The 17,976-nt window shown below is 71.2% G+C and carries 16 protein-coding genes; 5 read left to right on the plus strand and 11 right to left on the minus strand.

The window, feature by feature from the left end; translation table 11 throughout:
• Positions 1-110: 110 nt before the first annotated feature.
• The 7 genes from ACIHIX_RS20200 to ACIHIX_RS20230 all read right to left on the minus strand — a co-directional run bounded on the left by ACIHIX_RS20200 (position 111) and on the right by ACIHIX_RS20230 (position 7,445).
• Positions 111-782: a FadR/GntR family transcriptional regulator gene (locus ACIHIX_RS20200; protein ID WP_399957793.1), complete on the minus strand. Its 672-nt coding sequence runs from the start codon at positions 780-782 to the stop codon at positions 111-113.
• Between the two features lie 127 nt (positions 783-909).
• Positions 910-2,214, minus strand: a complete 1,305-nt coding sequence (locus ACIHIX_RS20205) for an amidohydrolase (RefSeq protein WP_399957795.1) — start codon at positions 2,212-2,214, stop codon at positions 910-912.
• Entirely contained in the window at positions 2,211-2,963 is a 753-nt protein-coding gene (locus ACIHIX_RS20210; RefSeq protein ID WP_399957798.1) for a nucleoside phosphorylase, read from the minus strand. Before ACIHIX_RS20210 ends, ACIHIX_RS20205 begins: the two co-directional genes overlap by 4 nt.
• Positions 2,960-3,832, minus strand: coding sequence for an ABC transporter permease (locus ACIHIX_RS20215; protein ID WP_399957801.1), 873 nt, complete (start codon positions 3,830-3,832; stop codon positions 2,960-2,962). Before ACIHIX_RS20215 ends, ACIHIX_RS20210 begins: the two co-directional genes overlap by 4 nt.
• Positions 3,832-4,872, minus strand: a complete 1,041-nt coding sequence (locus tag ACIHIX_RS20220) for an ABC transporter permease (RefSeq protein WP_399957804.1) — start codon at positions 4,870-4,872, stop codon at positions 3,832-3,834. The genes ACIHIX_RS20215 and ACIHIX_RS20220 overlap by 1 nt, the downstream gene beginning before the upstream one ends.
• A gap of 1 nt (position 4,873) precedes the next feature.
• Positions 4,874-6,415 carry an ABC transporter ATP-binding protein gene (locus ACIHIX_RS20225; protein WP_399957807.1) on the minus strand — a complete coding sequence of 514 codons (1,542 nt, stop codon included), beginning with the start codon at positions 6,413-6,415 and terminating at the stop codon, positions 4,874-4,876.
• Positions 6,396-7,445: a BMP family ABC transporter substrate-binding protein gene (locus tag ACIHIX_RS20230; RefSeq protein WP_399957810.1), complete on the minus strand. Its 1,050-nt coding sequence runs from the start codon at positions 7,443-7,445 to the stop codon at positions 6,396-6,398. The genes ACIHIX_RS20225 and ACIHIX_RS20230 overlap by 20 nt, the downstream gene beginning before the upstream one ends.
• 293 nt (positions 7,446-7,738) lie before the next feature.
• Between ACIHIX_RS20230 and mtnA the strand changes: the two genes are divergently transcribed.
• Complete coding sequence (gene mtnA, locus ACIHIX_RS20235) at positions 7,739-8,770, plus strand: S-methyl-5-thioribose-1-phosphate isomerase (RefSeq protein WP_399957813.1); 1,032 nt, start codon at positions 7,739-7,741, stop codon at positions 8,768-8,770.
• 63 nt (positions 8,771-8,833) lie between these two features.
• Here mtnA and mtnB read toward each other — a convergent pair whose 3' ends face one another.
• From mtnB to ACIHIX_RS20250, 3 genes are read right to left on the minus strand one after another with little or no spacing between them, the layout of a single operon-like run.
• A complete protein-coding gene (gene mtnB / locus ACIHIX_RS20240) occupies positions 8,834-9,442 on the minus strand; it encodes a methylthioribulose 1-phosphate dehydratase (protein WP_399957815.1) in 609 nt (202 codons plus the stop codon).
• On the minus strand, positions 9,439-10,158 hold the full coding sequence (gene mtnC, locus ACIHIX_RS20245) for an acireductone synthase (protein ID WP_399957818.1): 720 nt from the start codon (positions 10,156-10,158) through the stop codon (positions 9,439-9,441). Before mtnC ends, mtnB begins: the two co-directional genes overlap by 4 nt.
• Positions 10,155-10,754, minus strand: coding sequence for a 1,2-dihydroxy-3-keto-5-methylthiopentene dioxygenase (locus ACIHIX_RS20250; RefSeq protein WP_399957821.1), 600 nt, complete (start codon positions 10,752-10,754; stop codon positions 10,155-10,157). Before ACIHIX_RS20250 ends, mtnC begins: the two co-directional genes overlap by 4 nt.
• Positions 10,755-11,280: 526 nt before the next feature.
• Between ACIHIX_RS20250 and ACIHIX_RS20255 the strand changes: the two genes are divergently transcribed.
• From ACIHIX_RS20255 to mtnK, 4 genes are read left to right on the plus strand one after another with little or no spacing between them, the layout of a single operon-like run.
• Positions 11,281-12,378: a substrate-binding domain-containing protein gene (locus ACIHIX_RS20255; RefSeq protein ID WP_399957824.1), complete on the plus strand. Its 1,098-nt coding sequence runs from the start codon at positions 11,281-11,283 to the stop codon at positions 12,376-12,378.
• On the plus strand, positions 12,365-13,897 hold the full coding sequence (locus ACIHIX_RS20260) for a sugar ABC transporter ATP-binding protein (RefSeq protein WP_399957827.1): 1,533 nt from the start codon (positions 12,365-12,367) through the stop codon (positions 13,895-13,897). Before ACIHIX_RS20255 ends, ACIHIX_RS20260 begins: the two co-directional genes overlap by 14 nt.
• Positions 13,898-13,931: 34 nt before the next feature.
• A complete protein-coding gene (locus tag ACIHIX_RS20265; RefSeq protein WP_399957830.1) occupies positions 13,932-14,975 on the plus strand; it encodes an ABC transporter permease in 1,044 nt (347 codons plus the stop codon).
• A gap of 8 nt (positions 14,976-14,983) precedes the next feature.
• Positions 14,984-16,156 (plus strand): S-methyl-5-thioribose kinase, encoded by a 1,173-nt coding sequence (gene mtnK / locus ACIHIX_RS20270; RefSeq protein WP_399957833.1) that lies wholly within the window; start codon positions 14,984-14,986, stop codon positions 16,154-16,156.
• A gap of 167 nt (positions 16,157-16,323) precedes the next feature.
• On the opposite strand, the gene ACIHIX_RS20275 is transcribed toward mtnK, so the two are convergent.
• Positions 16,324-17,940, minus strand: coding sequence for an FAD-dependent oxidoreductase (locus ACIHIX_RS20275; protein WP_399957835.1), 1,617 nt, complete (start codon positions 17,938-17,940; stop codon positions 16,324-16,326).
• Positions 17,941-17,976 lie beyond the last annotated feature (36 nt).

A 17,976-nucleotide genomic window follows, 5' to 3' on the forward strand; every position in this document is an offset into this window, starting at 1 on the left:
TCCGGCGGGGGCGACCGCAGCCCCCTTGCACGGGGGAGTGAACGCATCACTGCCCCATTAGCCACCCCGGAACACCCCTCGGTGATCAGCGCCGTGTCGAATCACCCGTTTCACAGTGACGCGCGTAGCCACTGCTCCACGCTCGCGATGTGCACCGTCGCCCACGACCGCGCCGCCTCCCCGTCCCGGTCCCGCAGGGCGGCGAGGATCATGCGGTGCTCGTGCAGCGTGCGGCTGACGGCGTCCTCCTGAGTGAGGCCGCGCCAGATGCGGGCCCGGGTCGTCGGCCCCGACAGACCGTCGAGCAGCGAGCAGAGCACCGAGTTGCCCGAGCTCTGCACGATCCCCCGGTGGAAGTCCAGGTCGCAGGCGACCAGCTCCTCCACCGAAGGGTCGTCGCCGAGCTTGTCCAACTGGGCCGAGAGCGCCTTCAGTTGCTGCTCGCTGATCCGGGAGGCGGCCATCGCGGTCGCGGCCGGCTCCAGGATGCGGCGCACCGCGAGGAACTCCAGGACCGTGTCGTCGCGATGGAAGTCGACGACGAAACTCAGGGCCTCCAGAAGGAGTTGGGGGTCGAGGCTGGTCACATAGGTGCCGTCGCCCTGCCGCACGTCCAGGATCCGGATCAGCGACAGGGCGCGCACCGCCTCGCGCAGGGAGTTGCGGGACAGCCCGAGTTCGGCGGCGAGCTCGGACTCCTTCGGCAGCCGGTCGCCGGGGCGCAGGGCACCGGAGACGATCATGCCCTTGATCTTCTCGATCGCCTCGTCGGTCACTGCCATAACCGGCCTCCCAGTGGTTCACGCGCATGTCCGTCGAGACATCCGATGTCTCAGGCCATTATGGAGGCCGACAGGCCGTTCCGGAGGGGGAATTCCCCGGTCAGAGACGTCAGAAAGGTCAGAACGGTCAGACCGGTCGGACGAGCGCCTCCAGGTCGGCGATCACGGCCGCCTCGTCCAGCGTGGTCAGCACCCGGTCCCGCATCAGCACCCGCCCGTCGACCACGGTGTCCCGTACGTCCGCCGAGTGCGCGGCGTAGGCGAGCGTCGACCACGGGTCGTGCAGCGGCCGCAGATGCGGCGCGTTCAGGTCGAGGACGACGAGGTCGGCCCGCTTGCCCGCCTCCAGCGAGCCCAGCCGCTCCCCGAGCCCGAGCGCCCGCGCACCCTCGACCGTCGCCATGCGTACGGCCTGTTCGGCGCCGACCGCCGTGGGGTCGCCGCCCGCCTTGTGCACGAGCGCCGCCTGCCGCACCGCCCCCAGCACGTCCAGCGTGTTGGAGCTGACGGCCCCGTCCGTGCCGAGCCCGACGGTCACCCCGGCGCTCAGCAGCCGCGCCACCGGCGCGATCCCGCAGCCCAACTTCAGGTTGGAGATCGGACAGTGGGCGACCGAGGTGCCGGTGCGGGCCAGCGCGGCGATCTCCGGGCCGGTCAGGTCCACGGCGTGGGCGAGCAGCACGTCGTCGCCGAGCAGCCCGAGCGAGTCCAGCAACTCCACGGGCCGCTTGCCGTACTTGACCTCGACGGTGGCGACCTCGGTGGTGTTCTCGGCCGCGTGGATGTGGACGAGGGCGCCGAACTCCCGTGCCAGGGCGAAGATCTCGGTGAGCTGGTCGGGGGAGAGGGTGTACGTCGAGTGCGCGAACACCACGGGCCGGTGGCCGGGGCGGGCCGGGCCACGCGCCCGGAGGTCCCGCCGCGCCCAGTCCAGCCGGTCCTCGTACGCGATGCCGTCCGGCGGTCCGGGTACGTCCATGAAGGTCGGCCCGGTGTGCAGCCGCCAGCCCGTCTCCCGGGCCACCTGCTCGGCCGCCTCGTGGAACCAGTACATGTCGAGCGCGGAGGTCACCCCGGCCCGTACGCTCTCGGCGACCGCCAGCCGTACCGCCGCCGCCACGTTCTTCGGCCCCAGCAGCTCGGCCTCGGCGGGCAGCACCCGCTCCAGGAAGCCCTGGAGGGTGACGTCGTCGGCGAGACCGCGCATGAGGGTCATCGCGAGATGGGTGTGCGTGTTGACGAGACCGGGGAGGAAGAGGCAGCCCGACGCGTCAATGGCCTCGGCCGCTGTGAAGCGCGCTTTCAGCTCCTCGGCGGGACCGACCGCGACGATCTCACCCTCGTGGACGGCGACCGCCCCGTCCCGTACGACGGTTCCGGCGTCGTCGACGGTGAGGACGTCACCGCCGTGCACCAGCAGGTCGACGCTCACAGCCCGTACTCCTCCGACAGCACCCGCAGCGCCTCCAGCGACACCACGGCACCCCGCTCCACACCCGCCGCGACGACCTCGCGGTGCGGGTCGTAGGCGCTCTCGCCGCCCTCGTCCACCAGCTCGTCCGCGTTCGCCCCGTCGATCACCAGCACACCGCCCGCGACCAGGCCGCGCAGCGACGCCGTGACCAGCAGGGCGGAGAGCTCCATCTCGATGGCGGCGAGGCCGGCACCGTCGTAGGAGAAGAGCGGCAGCAGACCGGGCTGGAAGGCCGCCCGGGTCCAGACGACGCCTCGGTGGTGCGGGGCGTCGGCGGCGCGGGCCGCGCGCTGGAGCGCGAAGACGGCCTCGGGGGAGGAGACCGCCGGGTACTCCGGCGGCAGCAGCTGCTGGGTGACACCGTCGTCGCGGACGGCCGCCTCCGCGATCACGAGGTCGCCGTCGGCGATCCCCGGCTTCATCGCACCCGCCGTACCGAACCGCAGCAGCACCCGCACGCCCGCGTCCGCGAGCTCCTGGAACAGCAGGATCGCGCCCGGACCGCCCACGCCGTGCGAGGCGACGACGACCGGCAGGCCCTTCCAACTGCCGCTGAACACACGGTACTCGCGGTGGTAGGACACCTCCTCGGCGCCGTCGAGCAGGGCGGCGACGGCCGCGGCGCGCGCCGGGTCGCCGACGACGACGGCGTGGGCCGGCAGGCCGGTGCGGGGTATACGGGTGATGGGCAGCAGGTCCTGCGTCATGAGGCGGCTCCGGTGGGCGACGGGCGGACACGGCGACGACGGCGTGCCGTGGTGAGGAAGAGAGCGCCGAGCGTGACGACGTACGGCGCCGCGTCGGTTGCCTGTTGGGGCAGACCGAGGCCCTGGAGGCGGAAGCCGGCCGCCTCGGCGAGGCCGAAGAGCAGCGCGGCGAGCAGGACGCCGAGGGGCAGGGCGCGGCCGAGCATCACGGCGACGACGGCGATCCAGCCGCGGCCCGCGGTCATGTTCTCGGTGAACAACGTGACGTTGCCGAGCGCGAGTTGGGCCCCGGCCAGACCGCAGAGCACGCCGGAGACGAGCACGGCCGCGTACTTGTACTTGGCGGGGCTCACCCCGAGAGTGGCCGCCGCGTCCGGCGCCTCGCCGACCCCGCGCAGCCTGAGCCCCCACACATGCCGGGACAGCATCAACGCGGCCACCGCGACCGCCGCCCACGACAGATAGGCGAGCGGGCTCAGCCCGCCGATCAGCGGCAGCCCGGCGAGTGACGGGTCGTCGAAAGTGCCCTGCACACCGAAGACCGTACGGAGGAGGAAACTCGTCAGACCCACGGCGAGGAGGTTCATCGCGACGCCGAGAACGACCGCGTCCCCGCGCAGGGTCACCGTCCCCACCGCGAGGATCAGCGAGTACGCCGCCGCGGCCAGCGCCGCCGCCAGCACGCCGAGCCAGGGGCTGCCGGTGAACCAGCTCGTCGCCACCGCCGTGAAGCAGCCCATCAGCATCATGCCTTCGAGGCCGATGTTGAAGACGCCCGCACGTTCGCAGATCGCACCGCCGAGCGCGGCCAGCAGGATCGGGGTCAGCGCGCGGAGCGCCGACATCAGGAGATCGGAGTCGAAGAACATCACACCGCCTCCTTACGACGGTTGAACCACCGGCTGGGGAAGCGCAGTCGGGCCGCCAGGAACACGATCACGATCGCCTGGAGCACCTGGGTCAGCTCGCGCGGCACCTCCGTCGTCCGCTCCATCGCCAGGCCGCCGACCTGGAGGACGGCGAAGAAGAAGGACGCCACGACCGTGCCGAGCGGGGCGGCCGTCGCCAGCAGCGCGGCGGTGAGTCCCGTCCAGGTGTAGCCGGGCGCGGTCAGCGAGCCGTCCACGAAGCGGTACGGGAAGCTCAACACCCCGATGGCGCCCACGAGTCCGGCGGTCGCACCCGAGACGGACATCAACTTCAGGGTGAGACCCCGGCGTTCGACGCCCGCGTAGGCGGAGAAGCGCGCGTTGAGACCCGTCATACGGATCTCGTACCCGATCGCGGTCCGCTGGTCGGTGAACCAGTAGGCGGCCGCCGCGAGGACGACCAGAACCAGCCCCCAGGTGACCGTGGAGTCACCGAACGCGGGCAGCGCCACCCCGTCGGGCAGGGAACGGGTCTGCGGCAGGCTGGAGCCGGGCTCTTTCAGCGGGTAGCGCGCCAGATAGGAGGCGAGCGACACCGCCGGGTAGCTCAGCAGCAGGCTGCTGACCAGCAGCGGGACGCCGAAGTGGTTCTCGCACAGGGCGGCCAGAGCGGCGTACGCGGCGCCCGCCGCCATGCCCGCGAGCAGCGCGAGCACGACGGTCAGCGGGGCCGGAAGCGGGGAGTGGAGGCCGGTCACGGCCGCCGTGATGCCGCCGAGGACCATCTGCCCGTCGCCGCCGAGGTTGATCAGCCCGGCCCGCAGCGGGATCGCCAGCGCCAGCGCCATGCCGAGCACACTGGTGCCGGTCGTCAGGGTGGAGCCGATGCCGTCGGCGCCCAACGAGCCGGTGAGGACCGCCTCGTAGGACGCGATCGGGTCCGCGCCGGTCCCGACGAGGAACAGCGCGCCGATCAGCACGCCCGCGAGCACGGAGAAGGTGATGGGGGAGCGCAGGGCTCCGAGGATCCGGTTGTTCATGTCAGTCGACGGCCTCCACCGTGACGGCTTCCCTTGAGGCGCCGCCCGCCATCGCGAGGCCCAGCGTCCGTTCGTCCGCCTCGTTCTTGTCGTACGACGCCGTGATCCGGCCCTCGTACATGACCAGCACCCGGTCCGCCAGCCCCCGGATCTCGCTCAGCTCGGCCGAGACGAGGAGCACGGCGTGACCGGCGTCGCGATAGGCGATCAGCTGGTCGTGGATGTTCTGGATGGCACCGATGTCCACCCCGCGGGTCGGCTGCTCGACAAGCAACAGCGGTGCCTCGTGCGCGAGTTCACGGCCGATGAGCAGCTTCTGGAGATTGCCGCCGGACAACGCCGAGGCGGCCACCTCGGGGGACGGGGCCTTGATGCCGAAGCGCTCGATCAACCGCCGTGCGTGGGACCGGACTCCGGCCGGGGGCAGCAGGCCGCGGGACGACAGGGTCGTACGGTGATGTCCCATCGCGAGGTTCTCGGCGACGGACGCGGCAGGGGCCGTACCGACCGCGTGACGGTCCTCGGGGACGTACGCGATCCCCTTGAGGCGGCGTTCGGTGGCCGAGGCGTGGGAGATGTCCTGCTGGAGGAGCGTCACCCTGCCCGCCCTGGTCGGCCGCAGCCCGGCCAGCGCCTCGATCAGCTCGCTCTGGCCGTTGCCCGCGACGCCCGCGATGCCGACGATCTCGCCCGCCCGCACCGTGAGCGAGGCCTCGCGCACCCCGTCCGTGGTGAGTCCGGACACGGCCAGGACCACGTCACCTGGGGTGCCCTGCGCATGGATGCGGTCCAAGTCGACCGCGCGGCCGGTCATCGCGGCGGCGATCTCGTCGGCGGAGGTCTCCGCGGTGACCGGACGGGCGACCACCCGGCCGTCGCGGAGGACGGTCACTCGGTCGCTGCCTTCGAGGACCTCGCGCAGCTTGTGCGTGACGAGGATCACCGTACGGCCCTGTGCGGCCAGGGACTTGAGGACCGCGAACAGCGCGTCCGCCTCGGCGGGCGTGAGCACCGCCGTCGGCTCGTCGAGGATCAGTGTGCGGGCGCCACGGTGCAGCAGCTTCAGGATCTCGACGCGCTGGCGCAGGCCGACCGGCAGATCGCCGACGCGTGCGTCCGGGTCCACGGCCAGGCCGTGCTCCTCGGCGAGTTCACGCACCCGGCGGCGGGCCGCGGCCCGGTCCACCAGGCCGAAGCGGCGCGGCTCGGCGGCGTAGACGACGTTCTCGGCCACGCTCAGCGAGTCGAACAGCTTGAAGCTCTGGTGGACCATGCCGAGTCCGGCGGCCATCGCGTCGGCCGGGCTGGCGAAGTCCGCCTCGCGCCCGTCGACGAGGACCGAACCGGCGTCGGCGCGCGTCATGCCGTACAGGATCGACATGAGGGTGGACTTGCCCGCGCCGTTCTCGCCCATCAGGGCGTGGATCTCGCCGCGCCGGACGGTCAGGTCGACGGCGTCGTTGGCGAGCGTGCCGGGGAACCGCTTGGTGATTCCCCGGAGTTCGACGGCGACGTCCTGGGCGTCAGCTCGCGGCGGGGTCATCGACCGTCAGCTTCCCGGACACGATCTGGTCGCGCAGCTCCTTGACCTTCGCGAGGACGTCCGGGTGGTCGGCGATCACGCACTTCGACGTCTCCACGCCGTCCTCCAGGCCGGTCAGGCTGATGCCGCCCTCCTTGAGGCCGTAGGAGACGGTCGTGCCCGTCTTGCCGCCGAGCACCGACTCGATGCCCTTCTCCACGGCGATGTCCGTGCGCTTGATCACGTTGTCGACGACCGTGCCGGGCGCCGCGGTGCACTGGTTGACGTCGACGCCGTAGGCGTAGGCGCCCTTGGCCTTCGCGGCCTCGAACACGCCGTAGTTGCCCGCCGCGGCGGCCGCCATGAACTGGTCGTAGCCCTTGGCGAGCAGGGTGCCCGCCTGCTCCTTGGCGCGGGCCGAGTCGTCGAACGGGGACTGGCCGCCGACGAAACGGGTGTCCGTCGTGGTCTTCGGGGCGACCTTCTTGGCACCGGCCGCGAACGGGTCGCTGTAGCGGCGGAACTGGGGCGTGTCGAGGACGTCGACCGCGCCGACCTTGCCGGACTTGCTGAGCAGACCCGCCTCGGCGCCGGCGAGGTAGACGCCCTCGTGCTCGCGGAAGACCGCGCAACCGACGTTCTTGAAGGTCTTGGTGGTGCAGGCGTCGATGATCAGGAACTGCTGCTTCGGGTTCTTCTCGGCCTGCTGGGCGACGATGTCCGCGAACTCGAAGCCGACCAGCACGACGACATCGGGCTTGGCGTCGACCGCGGCCTGCACGTTCTGCTGCTGGGAGGCGCTGTCGGTGGACTCGTAGACCTTCTGCGTGCCGTCGTGCTTCTTCGCCGCGGACTCGATGCCGGTGACGGCGAGCTTCAGGAACTCGTTCTGGCCGACGGCGTCCGGGGTGACCAGCGTGAACGACGTGTCGCTGCCCGCGCTCGCGCCGGCGGAGTCGCTCTTCGCGGCGGCGTTGCAGGCGGTGGCCGCGGTGACCAGCAGCGCGGAGGCGGCGGCGACCTGGAGGGTACGACGGGATCTGCGAAGCATCGGGGAGACCTTCCGGATACGGCGATGCGCGCTCCGCCGGGAGCGCGTGGGGGTGGATGGGGTGACGCTGCGGGGACGGGGGTCAGCGTCGACAGCCGTCGCCGGCACACCGGCCGAAGTCGAGGAAACGGCGCTTGGTCAGCAGCACGGTCTTTCCTCCTTCGTCTCGGTCTGCGGACTGATCGCTGGACAGTAGCATCCGTTTCCGGACATCTGCTCGACTGTCTCGAACTATGGTTCGTGCAGGTCATGTACGGTGGCGGAGACCACCGGAACATCAGGAGTGTCCCGATATGCCCCAGGAATTGCGCGCGGTCGAGTGGACCGGGGAGAGCCTCGCCCTCATCGACCAGACGCTGCTGCCGCAGCGCACCGAGACGATGGATGTCCGCGATGTGGACACCTTGGTCGACGCGATTCAGCGTCTCGTGGTGCGCGGCGCGCCCGCCATCGGGGCGGCCGGCGCGTACGGAGTCGCGCTCGCGCTCATCGAGGGGCGGCGCGAGGGCTGGTCGGTGGACGAGGTCCGCGCGGCCGTCGCCCGGGTCCGCGCGGCCCGCCCCACGGCCGTCAACCTCATGGTGTGCGTGGACCGGGTCATGACCCGCTTCGAGGAGGGCCTCGACGCGGTGCTCGCGGAGGCCGCGGCAGTCCAGCGCGAGGACGTCGAGGCGAACCGCGCGATGGGCGCGCACGGCGCCGACTGGCTGCTCGACATGGTCGCCGAGGACCGGCCGTTGCGCATCCTGACCCACTGCAACACCGGCGCCCTCGCCACCGCCGGCTGGGGCACGGCCCTGGGCGTCATCCGCGAACTCCACGCGCGCGGACGCCTGGAGGTGGTGTACGCCGACGAGACCCGCCCGCTCCTCCAGGGATCCCGGCTCACCGCCTGGGAGTTGGTCCAGGAGGGCATACCGCACTACGTCCAGGCCGACGGGGCCGCCGCCGGAACCATCCTGCGCGGCGAGGTCGACGCGGCGATCGTCGGCGCGGACCGTATCGCGGCCAACGGCGACACCGCCAACAAGGTCGGCACCGTGGGCGTCGCGCTCGCCTGCGCCGACGCCGGCATCCCGTTCCTGGTGGCCGCGCCGACGACGACGGTCGACCTCGCCACCAAGACCGGCGACGACATCCACATCGAACTCCGCGGCGAGGCCGAGGTGTTGGAGTGGGGCGGGGTGCGGACGGCGCCCGCCGAGTCGCGCGGCCACAACCCCGCCTTCGACGTGACGCCGGGGCGGCTGGTGACGGGACTGGTGACGGAGCGGGGCGTCCTGGAGGTCGCCGCCGGCCAACTGCCGGGCGATCACCTCAAGTAGACGTGAGGCGCAGAAGGGGACCCCCGATCCCGGGGGTCCCCTTCTGCATGTTCTCCGTGCCGCTCAGCGCTGCGACAGCTCCAACTCCAGCAGCCACTCCACCACTTCGGTGTGGTGCCGCGCCTGACGGGGGTCGGCACCCCACACGTACAGCCCGTGCCCCGCGACCACGACGGCCGGCATCCGCGGGTTGCGCGCCTCCTCCAGTCGGTCCCCGAGCACCTTCATGTCCTGGCTGTTGGCGATGACCGGCAGTGTCACCTCGACGTCGTGCGCGGGCTGGCCGACGCCCTTGAGCATCTCCAGGTCCCGGAAGACGATCCCGCCCGGATCGCGCCGCCCCATGGCCACGGACGCCACCGTGTGGACGTGCACGACGGCCCCGGCGCCCGTCAGCGCGGCGACGCGCGCGTGCAGCTCGGCCTCGGCGGACGGCTTGCCGCCCTGGACGGCAGCGCCCTGCCCGTCCACCAACACCACGTCGGCGGGCGTCAGTTCTCCCTTGTCGTGGCCGCTCGCGGTGACCGCGAGCCGCAGCGGGTCACGGGTGAGCACCACGGACAGGTTGCCGGAGGTGCCCCGCATCCAGCCGAAGGCGGCGAAGCGGGCGGACTCGGCGGCGAGGACCGCCCCCGCCTCCTCCAGGTCGAGTGCGCTGATCTCGGCGGTCATGCGGTGCTCCTAGAAACGGTGATCCCGTCGAACGTCCCCGCCTGCGCGTGGTCGCCGACGCCTTGCTCGTAGTACGGCTCCCCGGGCCGCCGGATGCCGACCGCGTGCCAGCCGGCCGCGCGGGCCGCGTCCAGCTCGCCGGGGCGGTCGGAGAGGAAGAGGAGCCTGGAGGGCTCGACGCCGGTCGCCCGCGCGATACGGCGGTACGACTCCGGCTCCTGCTTGGGCCCCGCGTTCTCCGTGTCGTACAGCCCCGAGACGAGCGATGTGAGGTCGCCCTCCGGGCTGTTGGTGAACCACGCCCGCTGCGCGGCCACCGACCCGGACGAGTAGACGTACAACGTGACGCCCGCCGCGTGCCACGCGCGCAGGCGCGGTACGACGTCGTCGTAGAAGTGCGAGACGAGGTCGCCGCGGGCGAAGCCCTCGGACCAGATGATGCCCTGAAGGGTCTTCAGCGGGGTGGCCTTGCGGTCCTCGTCGAGCCAGGCGTTCAGGGCCTTCTCGACGGCCGTCGCGTCCGCGTCCGGGTCGCCGAGCTCCTCGCGGACCTGGGCGACGGCCCGCTGGACGTCCGGATCACCGCTCCGCTCGGAGAGCAGTGCTCCGAAACGTGAGCGGGAGTACGGGTAGAGGACGTCGACGACGAAGCCCGTGGCGCTCGTGGTGCCCTCGATGTCGAGCACCACGGCGTCCACGTCGTACAACAGGCTCATGCGGAAGCCTTGTCCGCCTCGTAACCCGCCGCGATCGTGTCGTAGTCCGGGAAGCGGGACGCGATCGGCGAGCCGGTGAAGTTGCCGATCCAGCCGTCCTCCTCGTGGAAGAAGCGGATCGCGGTGAACGACGGGTTCGTGCCCATGTCGAACCAGTGGGTGGTGCCGCGCGGGACGCCCAGCAGGTCGCCCTTCTCGCAGAAGACCGCGTGCACCTCGCCGTTCACATGGAGGTAGAAGATGCCGGAGCCGGAGACGAAGAAGCGGACCTCGTCATCGTCGTCGTGCGTGTGCTCCTGGAGGAATTTCTCGCGGGCGGCCTTGGCCTTCGCCGGGAACTCCGGGTCGTCACTGGGGTGCAGACCGAGGACGTCGACGGTGGTGAAGCCCTCCTCGGCGTTCAGCTTCTCGATCTCGGGGCCGTACGCCGCGAAGACCGTGTCGCTGTCGGCGTCGAAGGGCACGTCCTCGCGGATCGGCCACTGCTCGTAACGCACACCGAGCGGCTTGAGGGCCTCGGCGATCTCGGCGGGGTCCGAGGTACGGCGGACCTGCGTCTCGGGGCCGGACTCGGACCAGGTGGTCAGCAGCGTCATGGGAACAACTCCAGGAGTCTGGAAGGAAAGTCCGGATACCGAGACAAGCACCGGACTGGCGGGGGAGGAAGAGAGGAGGAAGAGGGAGCGGCGAAACAGGACGGGACAGCCGGTCAGCCGCGACACAGCGCGCGACAACAGCGGCGCATGCAGGGCATACGCAGCGCTTTTGCGGCTGGTGTCGTCATCGGGGCCTCACTGTGCCGGGTCGGGTGCCGGTCCCGCGATGGTAACCCGCCATGTCAGGTCAATCGGGTGTGACGTAGTCGTTGTCTCACGTGCTGAGAAACCGCTTCCGTGCCTTTGACGTATGGCTGAAATCGTTCTCATGATCTGCGTGTGAAGACGCTGCTGCTTGTACGGCGGCTGTACGTGGACCTGCTCCGGACGACCACCGCCAGCTGTCGCTGACCCCTCCCGGAGCCCCGCCCTGCCCTTTTCGCAGTGGCGCATTCCCTCCCTGCTCGCGCTCCGGGCCCGGCACCCCCTTCCTCCGCTCAGCACCACCCCGCACCTGGAGCCCCTCATGTCCCGCACCCGTCTGCCCCTCGCCGCGCTCTCCCTCGCCTCCGTGTCCGCGCTCGTGCTGTCCGGCTGCTCCCAGTCCACCGACGCCTCCAAGGACGCCGGCGACACCGCAGCCTCCGCCTCGGCCGCCACCGGCAAGAAGCCCGCCCCGTTCAGCGCGGGCGCGGTCAAGGTCGCCCTGGTCCGGCAGAGCGGCGCCGGCGACTACTTCGAGCAGTGGGGCAACGGCGCCAAGGCGCAGGCCAAGGCCCTCGGTATCGACCTGACCGTGTACGACGCCCAGGCCGACAACGCCAAGCAGGCCACCGACCTCTCCTCGGCCATCAACTCCGGCGCCAAGGCGATCATCATCGACCACGGCTTCCCGGCCACCATCCAGCCGGAGATCGACAAGGCCGTGAAGAAGGGCATCAAGGTCGTCGTCTACGACGTCGAGACGGCCACCAAGGGCGTCGTCTCCACCAAGCAGGACGACGCCAGCATGGCGCAGGCCGTCCTCGACGTGATGGCCAAGGAGGTCGGCAAGGACGCCAAGGTCGGCTACGTCAACGTCGCCGGCTACGCCGCCCTCGACAAGCGCAACACCGTCTGGGCGAAGGAACTCGCCGCGCAGGGCTGGAAGCAGGAGTTCAAGGTCGGCAAGGTCACCGACTCCACGGCCACTGACAACGTTCCCCTCGTCTCCGCCGCGCTCACCCAGCACGGCGACGTCGCCGGTGTCTTCGCCCCCTACGACGAGCTCGCCAAGGGCACCGTCCTCGCCGTGCAGAACAAGAAGCTCCAGGACAAGGTGAAGGTCTTCGGTGCGGACGTCTCCAACGCCGACATCCAGCAGATGACCGCCGCCGACAGCCCCTGGGTCGCCACGGCCGGCACCGACCCGTCCGCGGTCGGCGCCGCCGTCGTCCGCACCACCGCCCTTGAGCTGGCCGGTCAACTGAACAAGACCTCCGTCGAGTTCCCGGCCGTCGCCATCACACAGGACTTCCTGCGCGAGAAGAAGATCGCGAACATGGACCAGCTGCGCGAGGCGCTGCCCGCGCTGAACCTGGCCCAGGTCTCGACCGCGGACTGGATCTCGAATGTCGCCCACTGAGACGACCGGGACGCCGGCGGTCTCCCTGACCGACGTCAGCATGGCCTTCGGCGGCAAGACGGTCCTGGAGTCCGTCTCGCTGGACATCGCACCGGGCAGCGTCGTCGCGCTGCTCGGCGCGAACGGCGCCGGCAAGTCCACGCTGATCAAGATCCTGTCGGGCGTGCACACGGACCACGGCGGCGAGGTGCGGGTCGCCGGAGAGCCCGCGGCCCTCCAGTCACCGCTGGCCGCCCGGCAGTTGGGCATCCAGACCGTGCACCAGCGCATCGGCGAGGGCATCGTGCCCGGCCTCTCGGTCGCCGAGAACCTCGCCTTCGAGGAACTCGCCCAGCGCCGCGGCAACCCCTTCCTCAACGGCGCCAAGCTGCTGGCCCGCGCCCGCGAGATCCAGGCGGGCCTGGAACTGGGCTGGAGTGATGCCGTGCTCAAGCGGGACGTCACCGAACTCGGCATCTCCGACCGCCAGTTGCTCATCCTCGCCCGCGCCCTGGCCACCCGCCCCCGCCTCCTCATCCTCGACGAGCCGACCTCCGCGCTGTCGGCGGCCGAGGCGGAACGCCTCTTCGCCCTCGTCGAGAAGATGCGCGACGACGGCATCGCCGTCCTCTACGTCTCCCACCGCCTCGGCGAGATCGACGCCCTGGCCGACCGGCTGGTCGTCCTGCGGGACGGCCGTCTCACCGAGGACCAGGCCAAGCCCTTCGACTGGGACGCGGCCCTGCGCGCGATGCTCGCCCAGGCCCAGGAGGCGACCACGGCACGGCCGGTGCGGGAAGGGGCGCCGTCCGGTGAGGTGGTCCTCTCGCTGAGAGGGGTCCGTCTCTTCGAGGGCCGCACGCCCCTCGACCTCGACCTTCGCAGCGGCGAAGTCACCGGCGTCGTCGGACTGCTGGGCGCGGGCAAGACCGAGCTGGCCCGCGGCCTGTTCGGCGCCGAACCCTTCACCAGCGGCGCGATCGAGCTGGACGGCAAGCGGTACACGCCCCGCCGCCCCGCCGACGCGATCCGCGGCGGCATCCACCTGGTCCCCGAGGACCGGCACGCCGATGCCCTCGTCCCCGGCTGGTCGCTCGCCCAGAACATCTCGCTGCCGTTCCTGAAGTCGCTGTCCCGGCTCGGCCTCGTCAACACGGCGAAGGAGGACGCCCTCGGCCGCGACACCATCGACGCCCTCGGCGTCGTCACCCGCGACGAGCACAGCACCGTCGAGGAGCTGTCCGGCGGCAACCAGCAGAAGGTCGTCGTCGGCCGCTGGCTCGCCGAGACACCCCGCGTCCTCATCCTGGACGAGCCGTTCCGAGGCGTGGACATCGGCGCCCGCCGGGACATCGGCCGCCGTGCCCGTGCCCTGGCCGCCGAGGGCGCCGCCGTGCTCGTCCTGTCCGCGGACGTCGACGAGGTGCTGGAGGTCGCCGACCGGGTCGTCGTGCTGGCCGCCGGCGAGATCCACCTCGACGCCTACGGCGAGGACGCGGAACGCGACCGCGTGATCCAGACCATCTCGGCGTCGGTGTGACGCCCGCGCCCGCCGCCGCCGAAGGAAGCACCCCATGACCACAGCCCAGAGCACCCCGGTGAAGACGGCGACCCCGTCCGCCACGGCCACCCCCGCCGCCCGCCTGCAGAACGCCGTCATCAAGTACGGCTTCATCTTCGTGACGGTCGCGCTGTTCCTCTACTTCGCGCTCAGCGAGGGCTCGTTCCGCGAGTCGGCGACCCTCCTCGACACCCTGCGCTATGTCTCCGTGGCCGCCATCCTCGGCCTCGGCGTCACCCTCACCATGGCCGTCGGCGGAATGGACATGTCCGTCGGCGCGGTCGCGGGCCTCGGCGTCTCCGTCGCCGCGCAGACCATGGTCGTCCACAACCAGATCGGTACGGTCGCGATCATCGCGGTGCTCGCGGCCGGTGCCGTGGTGGGCCTGCTCAACGCCCTGCTGATCGTTGTACTGAAGATCCCCGACATGCTGGCGACGCTCGGCACCCTGTTCATCGTCCAGGGCCTCAAACTCGTCCTGGTCGACGGGCAGTCCATCACCCCCGGCATGACCTTGGACGACGGCACCACCGCCCCCGGCAAGTTCACCGAGGGCTTCCTGAAGATCGACCGCGGCACGGTCCTCGGCGTCCCCATCTCGGTCCTCGTCTTCGGCGGACTGACCGTCGTCGCCTGGGTCTTCCTCGCCCGCACCCGCTGGGGCCGGGTGCTGTACGCCATCGGCGCCAACCCCGAGGCGTCCCGGCTGGCCGGCATCCGCGTCGGCGCGTACCGGGCCCTCGCCTACGTCCTGTCCGGCGTCCTCGCCTCCGTCGGCGGCCTGATCCTGGCCTCCCGCATCGGCCAGGGCGACGTGTCCGCCGGCACCTCGCAGCTCCTGGAGGCCGTGGCGGTCGCGCTGGTCGGCACCTCCGTCCTGGGCCGGGGCCGCCCGAACGTGTGGGGCACGGCCCTCGGCGCGGTCCTGATCGGCATCATCACCACCGGCCTGACCATCAAGGGCCTGCCGTACTACACCCAGGACGTCGTCGAGGGCGCGGTCCTCATCCTCGCCCTGGTCTTCAGCTTCACTTTGTCCAAGCGCCGCACGGCTTAAGGAGAGTCATGGGTTACCGCATCCTGGAGACCGAGGACATCCCGGCGTACCTGCGCGAGCGCGGCCACTGGGACGAGGCCGCCGATCCGGAGGTCCGCGAGGTCTCCGACGGCAACATGAACCGCGTCTTCCTCGCCACCGCGCCCGACGGCACCCACAGCCTCGCCGTGAAGCAGGCCCTGCCGTGGGTCCGCGTGGCGGGACCGTCCTGGCCGATGAACCCGGACCGTGCCGACGCCGAGGCCCGCGCCTACGACCAGGTCGCCAAGGTCGCCCCCGACAAGATCCCGGTGATCCACGGCTACGACCCCGAGAACTACGCGCTCGTCATGGAGGACATGTCGGACCTGGAGGTCCTGCGCACGCTCCTCAACGAGGGCGCGGCGTACGGCCCGAACACCTCGGCCCGGGTGGGCGAGTTCGTGGCCCAGCTCTCCTTCGCCACCAGCGACTTCGGGATGCCCTCCGCCGAGCGAAAGGCCCTCATCGCGGCCTCGGTCAGCCCCGAGCTGTGCAAGATCACGGAAGACGTGGTCCTCTCCGAGCCGTACATCGAGCACGAGCACAACCACTGGCACGAGGGCGTCGCCGACCTGGCGGCGGAGTTCCGCGCGGACGCGCGCCTGCGCACGGAGGTCGCCGACCTCCGGCACACCTTCATGACCAGCGCCCAGGCCCTCCTCCACGGCGACCTGCACACCGGCAGCATCATGGTCGGCGACCGCGAAGGCGCCCCGGTCGTCCGGGTCTTCGACCCCGAGTTCTCCTTCGTCGGCCCGATCGGCTACGACCTCGGCCTCTACTGGGCCAACGTGCTGGTGTCCGAGGAACGGGCACGGGCCCTGGGCACGTTGTCCGACCACGCCGACCAACTCCGGCTGTCCTGGCAGGCGTTCGAGACGGAGTTCCGTCGTCTCTGGCCGACCCGCGTCGACACCTTCTTCGACGACGCCTACCTCGATCGCTTCCTGCGTCGCGTCTGGACGGAGTCCGTCGGCTACGCCGGCACGGAGATCGTCCGCCGCATCATCGGCTTCGCCCACCTGACCGACCTGACGACCCTCCCGGACCCGGCCCCGGCGTCCCGCAGGGCGCTGCTGCTGGGCCGCGAACTGATCGTGCGCCGCGCGGAGTTGCGGGACACGGCCGCCGTACGCGAGGTCGTCGCCTCACTGAGCTGACTCGGCGTCGAACGACACACCCGCCACTGACAACGCGGCATGCGAAAGGGGCGGCTCCATCGGCGTGGAGTCGCCCCTCTCGCGTACCGGCCCCATAGGGGAGGAGGGCCGGGCCTCGGTCAGGTCGGTTCCCGTCAGGAGGAACCGCGCCCTTCGAGTCGTAGCGCCTACTTCTTGTCGAGCAGGTCCTGGACCTTCGCCCGCACCTCGTCCGTGGCCAGGCCGCGGATCGTCAGCGTCGTGCGGCGGCGCAGCACGTCGTCCGGCGTCTCGGCCCACTCGGTGTCACGGGCGTACACGACCTGCGCCCAGATCTCGGGGGCGTCGGGGTGGACGCGCTCGCCCAGCTCCGGGTTCTCGTTCGCCAGGCGGGCGATGTCGAAGGCCAGGGAGCCGTAGTGGGTCGCCAGGTGCCTGGCCGTGTCGGCGGCCATGCGCGGGCCGGGGGCCGGGTTGTCGACCAGCAGCCGGTGCGCGACCGCGCGCGGGTTGGCGACACCCGGCAGCGGGAGCTTCTTGGGCAGGGACGAGATCGGTTCGAAGTCGTCGCCCAGCGGGTGACCCGGCAGGGCCTCCAGCTTCTGCATGACCGTACGGCCGATGTGCCGGAACGTCGTCCACTTGCCGCCCGCGACGGACAGCATGCCGCCCCTGCCCTCGGTGACGACGGTCTCGCGCTTGGCCTTGGCGGTGTCGCCGGGCCCGCCCGGCAGCACCCGCAGACCGGCGAAGGCGTACGTGATCAGGTCCCGGTCGAGCTGCTGGTCCCGGATGGAGAACGCGGCCTCGTCCAGGATCTGCGCGGTGTCCTTCTCGGTGACCCTGACGTCCGCCGGGTCGCCCTCGAACTCCTCGTCGGTGGTACCGAGGAGCAGCATGTCCTCCCACGGGAGAGCGAAGGTGATCCGGTACTTGTCGATGGGCGTCGCGAGCGCGGCCTTCCACGGCGCGGTCCGCTTCAGGACCAGGTGCGCGCCCTTGGAGAGACGGATGGAGGGAGCCGCGTTCGGGTCCTCCATCTTGCGCAGGTGGTCGACCCACGGGCCGGTCGCGTTCAGCACCAGACGGGCGTTGACGCCGAACTCGTCACCGGAGGTGCGGTCGCGCAGCTCGGCACCGGTGACCCGGCCCTTGGTGAAGCGCAGGCCGGTCACCTCGGCGTGGTTGAGGACGACCGCGCCCGCCTCGACGGCCGCGCGGACCGTCATCAGCGCCATACGGGCGTCGTTCATCTGGTCGTCGCCGTAGACGGCGACGGCCTTCAGGTTGTCGGTGCGCAGCTCGGGCACGTCCTGCGCCGCCTTGGCGGGGGACAGGAGGTGACCGACGCCGTCACCGAACGCGGAGAGCGCGGAGTAGGCGAAGACGCCCGCCCCGAGCTTCGCCGCGCCGTGCGGCCCGCCCTTGTACACGGGCAGGTAGAACGTGAGCGGGTTCGCCAGGTGGGGAGCCACCTGGCGAGACACCGCACGGCGCTCGAAGTGGTTCTCCGCCACCAGCTTCACCGCGCCGGTCTGCAAGTAGCGCAGACCGCCGTGGAGAAGCTTGGAGGAGGCGGAGGAGGTGGCGCCGGCGAAGTCGCCGGCGTCGACCAGAGCCACCCTCAGGCCGGACTGCGCGGCGTGCCAGGCGGTGGAGATGCCCAGGATGCCGCCGCCGATCACGAGAAGGTCGTACGACGCCTTGGCGAGCTGCTCCCGGGTCTCGGCGCGGCTCGGGTTGGAGCCGGAGGCCGGGCGCGTACCGAGGGCAGGCACGGACTGGAGGGTGGTCTGACTGGTCATTTCGGGTTCTTACTCCTCATCAGAGCGTGCTGAGCC

The organism is Streptomyces sp. NPDC051913, assembly GCF_044593635.1.
Lineage (GTDB): Bacteria > Actinomycetota > Actinomycetes > Streptomycetales > Streptomycetaceae > Streptomyces.